The organism is Sphingopyxis soli (assembly GCF_018682675.1).
Classification (GTDB): Bacteria; Pseudomonadota; Alphaproteobacteria; order Sphingomonadales; family Sphingomonadaceae; genus Sphingopyxis; species Sphingopyxis soli.
The window spans coordinates 144,509-159,707 of sequence record NZ_JAFMTR010000063.1 but is presented as its reverse complement, the minus strand read 5'-3'; the positions used below and the strand labels follow the sequence as shown (position 1 = coordinate 159,707).

Sequence of the window (15,199 nt, the reverse complement as noted above, 5' to 3'; positions counted from 1 at the left end):
TCCACCGCACCAAAGAAAAGGGCCGCTCCCGCGAGGGAGCGGCCCTTTCTCGTGCAGCCTGGGCTCAGCGCTGCTGCGGGTTCTTGTTGCGATCCTGATCGGAACGCTGGCCGCCCTGCTGGCGATCGTTGCCGCCCTGCTGCTGCTGCTGGCGACGCTGTTCTTCGTCGCGGTCAGCCTGGGGACTTTTCTGGTTATGTTGGTCGGGGGTGTTAGCCACTTTCCATCTCCTTGATGTCGCATCATGCCATCATGCTGCGACCCCTCATCAACTCGTGCGAGATCGGGATGTTGCGCCGTCGCGCCGGGGCGTGGCCCGACCGCGACGGGCGGCTCGTCGCACCTGCGGCGCGCCGCGCCGTTGATCGCTTCGGTCGATGACTGAATTCAGCTTATTCGTTTAGGTCGATCGGACGGCGCGGCGTAGTCTCTCCCGGTCAGAACGAAAGGATGACGCCATCGACTCGACGCCTGCCCGCGCCGACTGTCCCTTGCGGCCCCCTGGCCGCCGCGCCGCCATGTGCCCGTCATCCTGCCGCATCACGATCCTACAACATCCGAAAAGAGGAGAGACTGCATGAACGACCAGACCCCTATCGGCAGCGGTTGCCCGGTGCATCAGCCCGGCGGCGTCCGCGCCCTGCTCGGCCGGACCAACAAGGATTGGTGGCCCGACATGCTGGCGACCGAAATCCTCACCCCCAACGGGTCGTCGAACCCGCTCGGCGACGATTTCGACTATGCGGCGGCGTTCAAGTCGCTCGACTATCAGGCGCTGAAGAATGACCTGACCGCGTTGATGACCGACAGCCAGCCGTGGTGGCCGGCCGACTATGGTCATTATGGTCCCTTCTTCATCCGCATGGCTTGGCACGCCGCGGGCACTTATCGCACCGCCGACGGCCGCGGCGGCGCGAACAGCGGGCAGCAACGTTTCGCGCCGCTCGACAGTTGGCCCGACAACGGCAATCTCGACAAGGCGCGCCGCCTGCTGTGGCCGATCAAGCAGAAATACGGCAACAAGATCAGCTGGGCCGACCTGTTCATTCTGGCCGGCAATGTCGCGATCGAGAGCATGGGCGGGCCGGTCTTCGGTTTTGGCGGCGGCCGCGCCGACGTGTTCGAGCCCGAGCGCGACATTTATTGGGGCAGCGAAGACAAATGGGTGAACGAAGGCGTTCAGACCCGTATCGATCCCGATAAGGGCATGGAGGCGATCGAGGGGCCGCTCGCCGCGATCCAGATGGGGCTGATCTATGTCAATCCCGAGGGGCCGGGCGGCAACCCCGACCCGTTGCTGTCGGCGCGCGACATCAAGGAAACCTTCCACCGCATGGCGATGAACCACGAGGAAACCGTCGCGCTGACCGCGGGCGGCCACACCTTCGGCAAGGCGCACGGCAATGGCGACGCGTCGCTGCTCGGCCCGGCGCCCGCAGGCGGCGATCTGGCGGCGCAGGGCTTCGGCTGGGTCAGCAGCCACGAAAGCGGCGGCATCGGCGAACATGCGGTGACGAGCGGCATCGAAGGGTCTTGGGTGAACACGCCGACGGAATGGAGCGCGAATTATTTCCGCCTGCTGCTCGACTATGAGTATGAGCTCGTCCACTCGCCGGCCGGTGCGCAGCAATGGCAGCCGATCAACCAGAAGCCCGAGGATATGGCCCCGGCGGCGTGGGATCCGAACGTCAAGGTGCCCACGATGATGACGACCGCCGACATGGCGCTGAAGGTCGATCCCGAGTTCCGCAAGATCAGCGAAAAGTTCCGGAACGATCACGAAGCGTTCAAGGACGCCTTTGCGCGCGCCTGGTTCAAGCTGACCCACCGCGACATGGGCCCCAAGGTGCGTTACCTGGGCCCCGAGGTTCCCGCCGAAGACCTGATCTGGCAGGATCCGATTCCCGCCGGCACCATGCCGTCGGATGCCGATGTCGCGGCGGTGAAGGAAAAGATCGCGGCGAGCGGCCTGACCGTCAGCGAACTGATCAAGACCGCGTGGGCGTCGGCCAGCACCTTCCGCAAGTCCGATTTCCGCGGCGGCGCCAACGGTGCGCGCGTCCGTCTGGCGCCGCAGAAGGACTGGGAGGTCAACGAACCCGCGCTGCTCGCCAAGGTGCTCGCTACGCTCGAGGGGCTGCGCGGCAACCTGTCGATCGCGGACACGATCGTGCTGGGCGGCGTGGTCGGGCTGGAAAAGGCGATCAAGGATGCGGGCTTCAACGTCGCGGTGCCGTTCACCGGCGGCCGCGGCGACGCGACCGCGGAACAGACCGACGCCGAAAGCTTCGCGGTGATGGAGCCGGAGGCCGACGCCTTCCGCAACTATGTCGGCAAGAAAAAGCTGGCGGTGAAGGTCGAGGAAATGATGCTCGACCGGGCCTCGCTGCTCGGCCTGTCGGTGCCCGAAATGACCGTGCTGATCGGTGGCCTCCGCGTCCTCGGCGCCAATCACGGCGACCGCGGCCATGGCCATTTCACCAAACGATCGGGCCAGCTGACGAACGACTATTTCGTCAACCTGCTCGACATGACCAATGTGTGGAAAGCCGTCGATGGTTCGGGCGACCAGGAATATGTCGCGACCGACCGCACGAGCGGCGGCGAGACCTGGCGCGCAACCCGCGCCGACCTGATCTTCGGTTCGAACGCGGAACTCCGCGCCGTGGCGGAAGTTTATGCCGAGAAGGGCCACGAAGAGAAGTTCGTGAAGGACTTCGTCAAGGCCTGGACCAAGGTGATGAACGCCGACCGTTTCGACCTCGCCTGAGCTTTCGGCACAGACGACGGGTCGCGACCCGCCCCCGGGGACATGGGCCTGGGGGCGGGTCTACTTTTCTAGGCTCAAGGCGACAGGGTCAGCAGCTCTTGTACTTCCAGTTGCGGTCCTTGCCCTCGGCGACCTGCGCGACGATCGTCTCGATGCGTTTCGCGCGCGTCTGTGCGCGCTTCGCCTCCAGCACCCATTCGATATAATCGCGGCGATTGCCGGGCGAGAAGCCGTCCCACTGGTCCTGCGCGGCGGCATCGGCCGCCAGCGCCGCGCCGAGGTCGGCGGGCAGGTCGAGCGCCGGTTTCGGCGCGGGCCTGGGTCGCTTCGGCTTCGTTTCGGCACAGAGGGCCGCCGCCCTTGGCGATCCAGGCCGCCAGCTGTTCGTCCGATGGCAGGTCGGCGAGCGTCGCGAGGCGCCCCATGCTGCCCATCGCGCCCGTGTCGCGCGGCGACCCCGTCACCTCCTCGTCGCGCCAGAAGCCGAAGGTCGCATGGCCCTTGAACGCCGCCATGTCCGCAAGGTTCTGGCCGCCGAGGACGAAATGCGGCACGCCCCACTTCAGCGTCTCTTCCGCGCCCGGCGCATGGTCGTGCACCAGCTTGCGCAGATGTTTGAGGATCGGCTGGGCGAAGGGCTGCGCCGCCGCGATATAGGCATCGACCCGCGGGTCGCGGCTCACACCCGATGCCTCGCCGCAACGAGATAGTTGAGCGCCTCGCTGCCGCCCAATTTGAAGCCCTTGGCAGCCGAGGGGGAGAGGCCGGTGCGGTCGACGACATCGAGCCCCGCGTCCTCGATTAACCGGGTGAGCTCTTCGGGCTTCAGGAACCGGTCCCAGTCGTGCGTCCCGCGCGGCACAGCGCCGGTCCGCTCGGCGGCTTCGACGAGCAGCAGTTTGGATAGTGCGGTGCGGTTCGGCGTCGACAGGATCATCAGTCCGCCGGGCGCGAGCCGCGCCGCCAGCGCCGCGATGAAGGCGGCAGGGTCGGTGACATGCTCGACGACCTCCATCGAGGTGACGAGATCGAAGGTCGCGGGCGGCAGCGCCGCGAGCTCGCCCGCGTGATAGCGGATCGCGAGCCCCTGTCCCGCCGCATGGTCCAGCGCGGCGGCGATATTTTCCGGCGCCGCGTCGACGCCGGTGACCTGCGCCCCCATCCGCGCCAGCGGCTCGGCGAGCAGCCCGGCGCCGCAACCGACGTCGATCGCGGTGCGGCCCTTGAGAGGAAAGCGTTCGCGGGCATCGACGTGCCAATGCGCGTCGATCTGGCCGCGGATATAGGCGAGGCGCACCGGACCCAGCTTGTGCAGCATCGCCGACGATCCGTGCGGATCCCACCAGTCGGCGGCGAGAGCGCCGAAATGGGCGGCTTCGTTCGGATTGATCGTTTGGGCGCTCATGCCCCGCGATTTGGCACCGTGCCTTCGCGGGCGCAAGAAATTCTATCCCGCGCACGCGTTCGCGCGCTTGCTATCGTCCGCCCCCTTGCCTAACAGCCGGACGCCGCAGAAACCCATGGGAAAGTTGCGGACGAAACCAGTTCAGGAAAGCGGGGCGAGATGGCGCGGATCGTGATGAAATTCGGGGGCACGTCGATGGCGGGCACCGAGCGGATTCGCACCGTGGCGCGGCTTGTCGCGCGCGAGGTCGCGCAGGGCAACGAGGTCGCGGTCGTCGTCTCGGCGATGGCGGGCGAAACTGACCGGCTCGTCAATTTCTGCCGCGAGGCGAACCCGCGCTACGACCCCGCCGAATATGACGTCGTCGTCGCGGCCGGCGAGCAGGTGACCTCGGGCCTGCTCGCGCTCACCCTTCAGGCGATGGGCGTTCCCGCGCGCAGCTGGCTCGGCTGGCAGCTCCCGATCCGCACCGAGGAAGCCCATGCCCGCGCGCGCATCCTCGACATCGACACCGGCGCGCTTCTCGCCGCGATGGGGAAGGGCGAGGTCGCGGTGATCCCCGGTTTCCAGGGAATGATGGACGATGGTCGCGTCTCGACACTGGGCCGCGGCGGCTCGGACACCAGCGCGGTCGCGGTCGCGGCGGCGGTGAAGGCCGACCGCTGCGACATCTACACCGACGTCGACGGCGTCTATACCACCGACCCGCGCATCGTCGCGCGCGCGCGCAAGCTCGACTATGTCACCTATGAGGAAATGCTCGAACTCGCGAGCGTCGGCGCGAAGGTGCTCCAGACCCGCTCGGTCGGGCTTGCGATGAAGATGGGGGTGCGGGTGCAGGTGCTCTCCAGCTTCGTCGAGGGCGACGAGGCTCCCAAAAAAGGCACGATGATCGTCAGCGACGAGGAAATAGAGGAACACCAGATGGAACGCCAGCTGATCACCGGCATCGCCCACGACAAGAATGAAGCGAAGATCATCGTCACCCGCGTCCCCGACAGGCCGGGCGCCGTCGCGACGATCTTCGGACCGCTCGCCGCGGCCGGGATCAACGTCGATATGATCATCCAGAACGTGGGGCGCGACAAAGGCGAGACCGACGTGACCTTCACCGTCCCAGGCGCCGACCTGCTCCGCTCGATCGACCTGCTCGAAGGCGCGAAGGACAAGATCGGTTTCAACCGCATCATCAGCGACGACAAGGTCGCGAAGATCAGTGTCGTCGGCGTCGGGATGAAGAGCCATGCAGGCGTCGCGAGCACGATGTTCCGCGCGCTCGCCGACCGCGGCATCAATATCCAGGCGATTTCGACCAGCGAGATCAAGGTCAGCGTGCTGATCGACGAGGACGAAACCGAACTCGCGGTGCGCGTGCTGCACACGGCTTACGGGCTCGACGCCGACTGATCAGCGCAGCCGCACCTTTGCGGTGACCGACAGACCGGGGCGGAGCTGCGCGAGCGCCGGCTGCCCCGGATCGAGGCGGATGCGCACCCCGACGCGCTGGACGATCTTGGTGAAATTGCCCGATCCGGGCTCGAAGGGCAGCAGCGTGAATTCGCTGCCCGACCCCGGCGCAAGGCTTTCGACCGTGCCGGTCAGAGTCTGCCCCAGCGCGTCGACATAGACCTCGGCCTTTTGCCCCGGCCGCATCTCGCGCGTCTGCGTCTCCTTGAAATTCGCGGTGACGTAGATCGATTTTACCGGGACGACGGTCAGCAGGCGCGAGCCCGGCTGGACATAGTCGCCGACCTGGATGCGGCGATTGCCGACGACGCCGTCGATCGGCGCTGTAACCAGCGTATGGCCGCGATCGAGCTTCGCAAGCGCGAGCGCGGCGCGCGCTTTCGCGGCATTCGCCTCGGCCGCCTGCACCTGCGCCGCGAGGATCGGCCCCTTGGCGCGCGTCACCGCCGCCGCCTCGATGCTGGCGCCGAGGTCGGCGCGCGACCGCTGCGCGGCCGAGGCGGCGCTCACGGCGTTTGCCGACACCTGTTCGGCATCGCGTTTCGGCACGAAGCCGTCGATCAGCAACGCATCATAGCGCTTCCGGTCGGCGGCCGCGCGCGCATATTCGGCGTCCGCGGCCGCGATCTGCGTGTTCATCGAGCGGATGTGCGCGGCGGCAAGCTTCTGTTCGGCGCCGAGCGACGCCAGAGTGGCGCGCGCGGTCGCGAGCTGCGCGTCGGCATCGGCAACCGCGGCTTCGGCCGCCATCACCCGCGAGTCATAATCGCGCACGTCGATGCGGACGAGCGGGTCGCCCGCGCGCACGGCCTGATTATCCTTCACCAGCACCGCGGTGACGAGCCCGCCGACGCGCGGCGCAACCTCGCTCGAATCGGCCTGCAGATAGGCATTGTCGGTCGACTCGGCACTCTTCGGCGCGGTGAGCCACCAGATGCCGAGTGCGGCGATCGCAAGCGCGACCAGCCCCACCTTCCACGCCTTTTTCGGCAGCGCTAGGCGGCGAGCGGTGGGAGCTGCGGTGGGCGCCCCGGCCTCGATCGTCACGGGCGCGTTCATGGCTGCATCACCAGCAGGGTCGAGGTGGCGGTCGCATAGAGGCGGCCTTCGGCATCGGTCAGCTTCGCCTCGACATAGGCGACGCGGCGGCCGATCGAGATCACATGGCCCTCGGCGCGGACCTTCCCGGTCTTGCGGGTCATCGCCTTGAGATAGGAGGTCTTGAGTTCGAGCGTGGTCATCGCCTGATCGTCGGCGAGCTTGGTGACCACGGCGATGCCGCAGGCGGAATCGAGCAGGGTCGCGGCATAGCCGCCGTGGACGATCCCCATCGGGTTATAATGTTCGGGGCCCGGCACCCCTTCGAACGCCGCCCAGCCGTCGCCCGCGTCGACGAGCTGAAAGCCCAGCGTTTCGCCGATCGGCGGACGGCCGCCGCTCGCGATCAGGCCCTGCACCTTGGCGAGTGTCATTGCGCGGTCTCCAGGCCGTAGCGGGCGACGATGCTGGCATGCGTATCGGCGAGCAGCGCATCGGACAAAGCGGCATCGCCGACCGCGCGGGAGAGGGCGACGCCGCCGACGAGCTGCGCCAGCAACGCATGGGCCTCGGCGTCCGGGTCGGCATAGCCGAGCTTCGCGAGCGGCGCGGCGAGGCGGGTTGCGATACCGACGACGCCGGCGCCGAAGCGGTCGCGCGTCTCGGGCCGTGCGCGCGCGAAATCGCCCGACAGCGTCGGCAACGGGCAACCGCGATCGCGCCGATCGCGGTGCGCCGGGGAAAGGTAGAAATCGATATAGGCGCGTAGCGCTGCACGCGGGTCGCCGTCGACGTCGATCCGGTCGCTGCGCGCGCGGGCGTCGGCGAACATCGTTCCGATGGCCTCTTTCACCAGCGCGTCCTTCGAGGGGAAGTGGGCGTAGAAGCCGCCGTGGGTCAGGCCGGCACGCGCCATGATGCCCGACACCGCGACATTGTCGGGTCCTTTGGCCCGGATTTCGTTCGCCGCCTCTTTCAGCACCCGCTCGCGGGTCTCGGCCTTGTGGTCGCTCGAATAGCGCACTTGCGTCTCCTTTTATATGACGCATATAATATAAAGACGACAGGACACAAGACCCATGGCCTCCATTCCCCTCTCCACCGGGCAGTCGCCTGCCGCGCCCGATGCACCTTTCGATCCGGCGGCGATGCCCAACGCGCGGAAATATCTGATCTTTGCGGTGATGGCGTTCGGCCAGTTCATGGCGCTGATCGACATCCAGATCGTTGCGGCATCGCTCAACGAGGTGCAGGCGGGACTCAGCGCGGGGCCCGACGAAATCAGTTGGGTGCAGACCGCCTATCTGATGGCGGAGCTGGTGATGATCCCCTTTTCGGCCTTCCTCGCGCAGGCGCTGTCGACGCGGTGGCTGTTTGCGGCGTCGGCGGGGTTGTTCACCATCGCAAGCATCCTCTGCGGCATGGCGTGGAGCATCGAATCGATGATCCTGTTCCGCGCTGTCCAGGGCTTCGTCGGCGGCGCGATGATTCCGACGGTGTTCGCGACCGGCTATATGCTCTTCCAGGGCAAGCAGCGCGCGATGATCCCCGCGATCCTCGGCATGGTGTCGGTGCTGGCGCCGACGCTGGGCCCCACCGTCGGCGGCTGGATCACCGATGCGCTCGGCTGGCGCTGGGTCTTCTTCATCAATGTCCTGCCGGGCGCGATCGTGACGCTGATGATTCTGGCGCTCGTTCGCGTCGACAAGCCGAACCTGCCGATGCTGCGGCGGATCGACTGGGTGCATCTCGCCTCGATGGCGGTGTTCCTCGCGGGGCTGGAATATGTGCTGGAGGAGGGGCCGAAGCACGACTGGTTCAGCGAGCCCGAGATCGCGATCGGCGCGTGGGTGTCGTTCGTCGCCTTCGGCCTGTTTCTCGAACGCTCGTTCCGCTCGGACGGGCCGATCGTCAAACTGTCGCCCTTCCGCGTACCGACCTTCGCTTTCGCCTGTCTTTTCAATCTGGTGATCGGCTTCGGGCTGTACGCCAGCACCTATCTGATCCCGATCTATCTCGGCCGCGTGCAGGGTTATAACGCGTCGGAGATCGGGACGACGGTGTTCGTCGCGGGGCTCGCGCAATTGATGGGCGTGCCGATCGCCGCGGCGCTGTCGCAGCGCGTCGACCAGCGGATCGTGATCACCTTCGGGCTGACCTTGTTCGCGGTCGGCCTGTGGATGTTCAGCTTCATGACCCCCGAATGGGGCTTCGCCGCGCTCTTCTGGCCGCAGGTCGTGCGCAGCTTTGCGATCATGCTGTGCATCGTCCCGTCGGTGGGGCTCGCGCTCGGCAATTTCGAGGGGCCGGAGCTGCGCTACGCGTCGGGACTGTTCAATCTGATGCGCAACCTCGGCGGCGCGATCGGGATTGCGCTCGTCAACACCTGGCTCGGCGACAATATGCGGCTCCACCTGCTGCGCCTCTCCGAAGCGCTCGGGCGTTCGGCCGATGCCGCGAACGAGGCGGCCGCGGGCTTGGCGCAGAGCATCGGCCGCTATGTGTCCGACCCCGCACTCGCGCAGCAGATGGCAGAGGGAACGCTAGGCCGGATCATCGGTCGCGAGGCGCTGACGCTCGCCTTCGACGACGTCTTCCGCCTGATGTCCTACCTATTCCTCGCGGCGCTGGTCATGGTGCCCTTTTGCAAGCCCCCGCCGATCGGCGGCCCGGCGCCGACCGAAGCGCATTAGCGCGATCCGCTTCCCTAGAAATCAACATCCTCGTAATATTTGGGCGGGGTGACGATCTCCATCCGCTCCGCCAGCAGCGGGCGGAAGCTCGGGCGCGACTTGAGACCCGAATACCAGCCCTTCGTCTGCTCGTGCCCCGTCCAGTCGATGCCGCCAAGATAGTCGGCGACCGAAATATGCGCGGCGGCAGCAAGGTCGGCGAGGCTCATCGTGGCGCCCGCCAGCCAGGTGCGATGGTCGATCAGATAATCGATATAATCGAGATGCTGGTTCGCGGCCTTCATCGCCTCGCGCAGCGCGCCGGCATCGGGGGGCTGGCGGTGGACGATGCGCTTCTGCATCCGCTCGAAGAGCAGGGGGCCGGTTACCTCGAAATAGAAATCCTGGTCGAACCAGGCGACGAGGCGGCGGATTTCGGCGCGATTGGCGGCGGTGCCGTTGATCATCGCCTTGCCCTCGACGGTCTCCTCGAAATATTCGGCTATGGCGTTGCTGTCGATCAACACCTGCCCGCGCGCCTGATCGACCATCACGGGGGTGCGCCCGGCGGGATTGAGGTCGATGAATTCGTCGCGGCGCTCCCACGGCGATTCGCGCACCAGCTCATAGCCGACACCCTTCTCGCCCAGCAGAAGCCGGATCTTGCGCGAAAAGGGACAGAGCGGGAATTGGTAGAGCTGCCACATGCTTATCGCATAGCGGCAGGCGGGCGCTGCACGCAACGCCTATGGCAGCGCTATTGCGAATGGCCGGCCTAGCGACGCGCGGCGGCGCGTTCGCGTTCCCACTGCGCGGCGAGGTCGCGCGCCATGTCCTTGAGCACCGGGGCATAGGCTGCGAGCGCCGAGGCGGCCTGTCCCGCCATCCGCGTTCCCGCGCGGACATCGGCGCCCATGCGTTCGGCATAGGCGGGGTCACGGCCCGCGACGTCGCCGATGGTGGCGTCGGGCGGAATGTCGGCGGCGCGCGATTCGGGGTCGATGCGCGCGACGGCGTCGGCGAGCGGGCCGACTTTCATCTGCATCAGCGCGCCGACGAGCGCGGTCACGGTATCGGCCATCCGCTCCTGCGTCGCCGGGTCGTTGAGCGTCGCGACGGCGCCGGCGACCTCGCGGTCGGCGGCAGCGGCCGACAGCGGCGCGGCAAGCGCGAGCAAGGGCAGGGCGGCGATGGTCAGGCGCATGGCATATCCTTTCGGACGCGAAAATCGATCCGCGCGTTTAGCGGACCGACGCTTTCGCGCGGCTGAACATCCGTTCGCGGTACGGCGAACCGTCCTTTTAGCGCGGCGAACTACTCCGCCGCCTCTACCGCGACCTCTTCGTCGTTCAACGGCTGCGTCAGGCGGCTGAGCATTTCCTTCGGGCACACCTGCCAGAACTGACCCTTCCAGCGCTCCCAGTCGGCAAGGATTTCGGCGGACCATTTGCTGCCCGTCGCGCGCGCATGGTCCTCGACCAGCTCCTTGAGCACGGCTTCCCAATGGCTGCTCGCAAGGCGCTGCCAGACGATCGATTCGCCGTTCGCGCGGCGTTCGAAACTGCCGTCGGTGTCGAGGATGAACGCCATGCCGCCGGTCATCCCCGCGCCGAAATTCGAACCCACAGGGCCAAGGATCACCGCCGTGCCGCCGGTCATATATTCGCAGCCGTTCGCGCCGCAGCCCTCGACGACGACCTTGGCGCCCGAATTGCGGACCGCGAAGCGTTCGCCCGCCTGCCCGGCCGCGAGCAAAGTGCCTGCGGTTGCGCCGTAGAGGACGGTGTTGCCGACGATGCTGTTGTGCTGGCTGACGAGCGGGCTCGACACGGTCGGACGCACGACGATGCGGCCGCCCGAGAGCCCCTTGCCGACATAGTCGTTCGCATCGCCGAACACCTCGAGCGTGATGCCGCTGCACAGGAAGGCGCCGAGCGACTGGCCCGCGGTGCCGCGGAGGCGCACCTGTACATGGTCGTCGGCGAGCCCGTTCATGCCGAAGCGCGCGGTGACCTCGGCCGACAGGCGCGTGCCGACGGCGCGGTGCGTGTTGCGGACGTTGTAGGTGAGCTGCATCCGCTCGCCGCGCTCGAACAGCGGCTTCGCGTCGCTCAGGATCTGCGCGTCGAGGCTGTCGGGCACCGGATTGCGGAAGTGCGGCCCCTGCGAACGGCGCTGGTCGTCGGGGGCGTCGACCTTCGCAAGGATCGGGTTGAGGTCGAGGTCGTCGAGATGTTCTGCGCCGCGGCTGACCTGGCGCAGCAGCTCGGTGCGCCCGATCACCTCGTCGAGGCTGCGGCAGCCGAGCTTGGCCAGGATTTCGCGCACTTCTTCGGCGATGAAGGTCATCAGGTTGATGACCTTCTCGGGGCTGCCGGTGAATTTCTGGCGCAGCTTCTCGTCCTGCGTGCAGACGCCGACGGGGCAGGTGTTGCTGTGGCACTGGCGCACCATGATGCAGCCCATCGCGACGAGGCTCAAAGTCCCGATGCCATATTCCTCGGCGCCGAGGATGGCAGCGATCACGATGTCGCGGCCGGTCTTGAGCCCGCCGTCGGTGCGCAGCCGGATGCGGTGGCGCAGGCCGTTGAGCGTCAGCACCTGGTTGACTTCGCTGAGGCCCATTTCCCATGGCGTGCCCGCATATTTGACGCTGGTCTGCGGGCTTGCGCCGGTGCCGCCGGTGTTGCCCGAGACGAGGATCACGTCGGCGTGCGCCTTGGCGACGCCCGCCGCAACGGTGCCGATACCGGCGCTGGAGACGAGCTTGACACAGACCCGCGCCTTCGGGTTGATCTGCTTAAGGTCGTAGATGAGCTGCGCCAGATCCTCGATCGAATAGATGTCATGGTGCGGCGGCGGGCTGATCAGCATCACGCCAGGGGTCGAGTGGCGAAGCCGCGCGATGAATTCGCTGACCTTGAAGCCCGGAAGCTGGCCGCCCTCGCCGGGCTTGGCGCCCTGTGCGACCTTGATCTCGATCTCGTCGCACGCGCCGAGATATTCGGCGGTGACGCCGAAGCGGCCCGAAGCGATCTGCTTGATGTTGCTGTTGGCGTTGTCGCCATTGGCATAGGGCTGATAGCGTTCGCTCGCTTCGCCGCCTTCGCCCGAGACCGCCTTCGCGCCGATGCGGTTCATCGCGATCGCCAGCGTTTCATGCGCCTCGGGCGACAGCGCGCCAAGCGACATGCCGGGGGTCACGAAGCGCTTGCGGATTTCGGTGATCGCCTCGACGCTGTCGAGCGGCACGCCCTGCGCGGGATAGTTGAACTCGACAAGGTCGCGCAGATAGACCGGCGGCAGGTCGGCGACGCCGCGCGCGAACTGCAGATAGGTCGAATAGCTGTCGGTCGCGACCGCCGTCTGCAGCAAATGCATGAGCTGCGCGGAATAGGCGTGCGTTTCGCCGCCCGCGCGCTGGCGATAGAAGCCGCCGATGGGGAGGGCGGTAACGCGCCCGTCGAACGCCGCCGCATGCTTCTCGGTCGCGTTGATGAAGAGCGACTGATAGCCCTCGCCCGAAATCTTCGCGGGCATTCCGGGGAAGAGGTCGTTGACGAGCGCGCGGCTGAGGCCGACGGCCTCGAAATTATAGCCGCCGCGATAGGAGGAGATCACCGCGATCCCCATCTTCGCCATGATCTTGAGCAAGCCGTCGTCGATCGCCTTGCGAAAACGGAGGTGGCAGTCGGCAAGCGACAGCTCGCTCCCGAACAGCCCGCGCGTCCAGCGGTCGGCGATCGCCGCTTCGGCGAGATAGGCATGGACGGTCGTCGCGCCGACGCCGATCAGCACCGCGAAGGCGTGGGTGTCGAGCACCTCGGCCGACCGCACGTTGATCGAGGCGTAGCTGCGCAGGCCTTTTCGGACGAGGTGCGTGTGGACGGCGGCGGCGGCGAGCACCATCGCGACGCCGACGCGGTTCTCGCCGATATTCTGGTCGGAAAGGAACAGCTCGCTGCGCCCGGCGCGCACCGCATCCTCGGCCTCGCGGCGGATGCGGGCGATCGCGTCGCGCAGCGTCGAGGCGTTGCCGCCTGCCGCGAAGGTGCAGTCGATGTCGGCGACCGCATCGCCGAAATAGGCGCGCAGGCGGTCCCAATCCTCTCCGACGAGAACGGGCGAGTCGATCACCAGGACGTGCGCGCTCTGTCCCTTTTCGTCGAGGATGTTGGCGAGGTTCGAGAAGCGCGTCTTCAGGCTCATCACATGCCGTTCGCGCAAGCTGTCGATCGGCGGGTTGGTGACCTGGCTGAAATTCTGGCGGAAGAATTGCGCGACGTGGCGCGGCTTGTCCGAAATGACCGCGAGCGGCGTATCGTCGCCCATCGATCCGACGGCCTCCTTCGCATCCTCGACCATGGGTGAGAGGATCAGCTCCATATCCTCCATTGTGAGACCGGCGGCGACCTGGCGGCGGAGCAGTTCGGCGCGGTCCCACTGGCCGAGCGTCGACTTGCCGCCCTTGGGAAGGTCGGCCATCGTGCGGAAGCCCTTCACACGCGCGCCATAGTCGTGCGCGCCCGCGATCTTGTCCTTGATCGCGCGATCTTCGTAGAGCGTCCCTTCGTCGAGATCGACCGCGATCATCTGGCCGGGGCCAAGGCGGCCCTTCTTGCGGATGCTTGCCTCGGGCAGCAGGACCATGCCGCTTTCGGACCCGACGACGAGCAGATTGTCGGCGGTCAGCGTATAGCGCAGCGGGCGGAGCGCGTTGCGGTCCATGCCCGCAACCGCCCAGCGACCGTCGGTCATCGCGAGCGCGGCGGGGCCGTCCCACGGCTCCATGACGCTGGCGAGATAGTTATACATCGCCTTGTGCGCTTGCGGCATTTCGCTGTCGGTCGCCCATGCTTCGGGGACGAGGATCAGCTTTGCGGTCGGCGCGTCGCGGCCGGCGCGGCACAGCGTTTCGAACACCGCATCGAGCGCGGCGGTGTCCGAGGCGCCCGCGGGGATCACCGGCTTGATGTCCTCGGAATGCTCGCCGAAGGCGAGGCTGGCCATCTTGATCTCGTGGCTCTTCATCCAGTTCTTGTTGCCGCGGATCGTGTTGATCTCGCCATTGTGGGCGAGGGTGCGGAAGGGCTGGGCGAGCCACCATTGCGGGAAGGTGTTCGTCGAATAGCGCTGGTGGAAGATCGCGACCCGGCTTTCGAACAGCTTGTTCGTGAGGTCGGGGTAGAAATCGGCGAGGCTCTCGGCAAGGAACAGCCCCTTGTAGATGATCGAGCGCGCCGACAGGCTGCAGATATAGAAATCGGCGATTTGCGCGGCGATCACCTTTTTCTCGATCCGGCGGCGGACGAGATAGAGCTGCTTTTCGAACTCGTCGATCGACTGCTCGTCGGGCAGCGGTCCGGCGATCATGATCTGCTCGATCTCGGGGCGCGTGCGCTGCGCCTTGTCGCCGATCACCGACACGTCGACCGGCACCTGGCGCCAGCCATAGATGGTATAGCCCGCGTCGATGATCTCGGCCTCGACGATCGTGCGGCATTCTTCCTGCGCGGAAAGATCGGTGCGCGGCAGGAAGACCATGCCGACGGCGAGGCGGTTCGGGCGCACCTTGTGCCCCGACGCCGCGATCGCATCGTCGAAGAAGCGGACCGGCAGGTCGACATGAATGCCTGCCCCGTCGCCGGTCTTGCCGTCGGCGTCGACCGCGCCGCGGTGCCACACGGCGCGCAGCGCCTCGATCGCCGCCTCGACGACGCGGCGCGATGGCTTGCCGTCGGTCGCCGCGACGAGTCCGACGCCGCAGGCATCGGATTCGAGGTCGGGGCGATACATACCGCTTTCGGCGAGCCGCGCGTGATCGGGGGTGGGGTAATGGGTCATGTA

The 15,199-nt window shown here is 66.9% G+C and carries 12 protein-coding genes; 3 read left to right on the top strand and 9 right to left on the bottom strand.

Translation table 11 applies throughout. The features are described from left to right. Positions 1-64 precede the first annotated feature (64 nt). On the bottom strand, positions 65-220 hold the full coding sequence (locus J1N50_RS10655; RefSeq protein WP_215353438.1) for a hypothetical protein: 156 nt from the start codon (positions 218-220) through the stop codon (positions 65-67). 357 nt (positions 221-577) lie between these two features. Here J1N50_RS10655 and katG point away from each other — a divergent pair, with 357 nt between their 5' ends. Then, a complete protein-coding gene (gene katG / locus J1N50_RS10650; RefSeq protein WP_215353437.1) occupies positions 578-2,770 on the top strand; it encodes a catalase/peroxidase HPI in 2,193 nt (730 codons plus the stop codon). A gap of 74 nt (positions 2,771-2,844) precedes the next feature. On the opposite strand, the gene J1N50_RS18090 is transcribed toward katG, so the two are convergent. Both J1N50_RS18090 and ubiG read right to left on the bottom strand, forming a co-directional pair. Then, positions 2,845-3,453 carry a DUF1801 domain-containing protein gene (locus tag J1N50_RS18090; RefSeq protein ID WP_425516936.1) on the bottom strand — a complete coding sequence of 203 codons (609 nt, stop codon included), beginning with the start codon at positions 3,451-3,453 and terminating at the stop codon, positions 2,845-2,847. Next, on the bottom strand, positions 3,450-4,175 hold the full coding sequence (ubiG, locus tag J1N50_RS10640; RefSeq protein WP_215353436.1) for a bifunctional 2-polyprenyl-6-hydroxyphenol methylase/3-demethylubiquinol 3-O-methyltransferase UbiG: 726 nt from the start codon (positions 4,173-4,175) through the stop codon (positions 3,450-3,452). Before ubiG ends, J1N50_RS18090 begins: the two co-directional genes overlap by 4 nt. A gap of 159 nt (positions 4,176-4,334) precedes the next feature. Between ubiG and J1N50_RS10635 the strand changes: the two genes are divergently transcribed. After that, entirely contained in the window at positions 4,335-5,582 is a 1,248-nt protein-coding gene (locus tag J1N50_RS10635) for an aspartate kinase (RefSeq protein ID WP_215353435.1), read from the top strand. On the opposite strand, the gene J1N50_RS10630 is transcribed toward J1N50_RS10635, so the two are convergent. The 3 genes from J1N50_RS10630 to J1N50_RS10620 are packed head-to-tail and all read right to left on the bottom strand — an operon-like array spanning position 5,583 to position 7,704. Beyond that, positions 5,583-6,701 carry an HlyD family secretion protein gene (locus J1N50_RS10630; protein WP_215353434.1) on the bottom strand — a complete coding sequence of 373 codons (1,119 nt, stop codon included), beginning with the start codon at positions 6,699-6,701 and terminating at the stop codon, positions 5,583-5,585. After that, the gene (locus tag J1N50_RS10625; RefSeq protein ID WP_215353433.1) at positions 6,698-7,114 is read right to left on the bottom strand and encodes a PaaI family thioesterase; all 417 of its coding nucleotides are present in this window, start codon (positions 7,112-7,114) and stop codon (positions 6,698-6,700) included. The genes J1N50_RS10630 and J1N50_RS10625 overlap by 4 nt, the downstream gene beginning before the upstream one ends. Next, a complete protein-coding gene (locus tag J1N50_RS10620; RefSeq protein ID WP_215353432.1) occupies positions 7,111-7,704 on the bottom strand; it encodes a TetR/AcrR family transcriptional regulator in 594 nt (197 codons plus the stop codon). The genes J1N50_RS10625 and J1N50_RS10620 overlap by 4 nt, the downstream gene beginning before the upstream one ends. 55 nt (positions 7,705-7,759) lie before the next feature. Here J1N50_RS10620 and J1N50_RS10615 point away from each other — a divergent pair, with 55 nt between their 5' ends. Next, positions 7,760-9,373: a DHA2 family efflux MFS transporter permease subunit gene (locus J1N50_RS10615; RefSeq protein WP_215353431.1), complete on the top strand. Its 1,614-nt coding sequence runs from the start codon at positions 7,760-7,762 to the stop codon at positions 9,371-9,373. Between the two features lie 14 nt (positions 9,374-9,387). Here J1N50_RS10615 and J1N50_RS10610 read toward each other — a convergent pair whose 3' ends face one another. The 3 genes from J1N50_RS10610 to gltB all read right to left on the bottom strand — a co-directional run bounded on the left by J1N50_RS10610 (position 9,388) and on the right by gltB (position 15,196). Then, positions 9,388-10,059: a glutathione S-transferase family protein gene (locus tag J1N50_RS10610; RefSeq protein ID WP_058457227.1), complete on the bottom strand. Its 672-nt coding sequence runs from the start codon at positions 10,057-10,059 to the stop codon at positions 9,388-9,390. Positions 10,060-10,127: 68 nt separating this feature from the next. Continuing rightward, on the bottom strand, positions 10,128-10,556 hold the full coding sequence (locus J1N50_RS10605; protein ID WP_215353430.1) for a hypothetical protein: 429 nt from the start codon (positions 10,554-10,556) through the stop codon (positions 10,128-10,130). 110 nt (positions 10,557-10,666) lie between these two features. Further along, entirely contained in the window at positions 10,667-15,196 is a 4,530-nt protein-coding gene (gene gltB, locus J1N50_RS10600; RefSeq protein WP_215353429.1) for a glutamate synthase large subunit, read from the bottom strand. Between the last annotated feature and the right edge of the window lie 3 nt (positions 15,197-15,199).

What these genes read in the sequence shown, in the direction of transcription:
- J1N50_RS10610 (WP_058457227.1), bottom strand. Translation starts at nt 10,059, where the DNA reads ATGTGGCAGCTCTACCAATTCCCGCTCTGTCCCTTTTCGCGCAAGATC.
- J1N50_RS10615 (WP_215353431.1), top strand. Translation starts at nt 7,760, where the DNA reads ATGGCCTCCATTCCCCTCTCCACCGGGCAGTCGCCTGCCGCGCCCGAT.
- ubiG (WP_215353436.1), bottom strand. Translation starts at nt 4,175, where the DNA reads ATGAGCGCCCAAACGATCAATCCGAACGAAGCCGCCCATTTCGGCGCT.
- J1N50_RS10625 (WP_215353433.1), bottom strand. Translation starts at nt 7,114, where the DNA reads ATGACACTCGCCAAGGTGCAGGGCCTGATCGCGAGCGGCGGCCGTCCG.
- J1N50_RS10635 (WP_215353435.1), top strand. Translation starts at nt 4,335, where the DNA reads ATGGCGCGGATCGTGATGAAATTCGGGGGCACGTCGATGGCGGGCACC.
- gltB (WP_215353429.1), bottom strand. Translation starts at nt 15,196, where the DNA reads ATGACCCATTACCCCACCCCCGATCACGCGCGGCTCGCCGAAAGCGGT.
- J1N50_RS10605 (WP_215353430.1), bottom strand. Translation starts at nt 10,556, where the DNA reads ATGCGCCTGACCATCGCCGCCCTGCCCTTGCTCGCGCTTGCCGCGCCG.
- J1N50_RS10630 (WP_215353434.1), bottom strand. Translation starts at nt 6,701, where the DNA reads ATGAACGCGCCCGTGACGATCGAGGCCGGGGCGCCCACCGCAGCTCCC.
- katG (WP_215353437.1), top strand. Translation starts at nt 578, where the DNA reads ATGAACGACCAGACCCCTATCGGCAGCGGTTGCCCGGTGCATCAGCCC.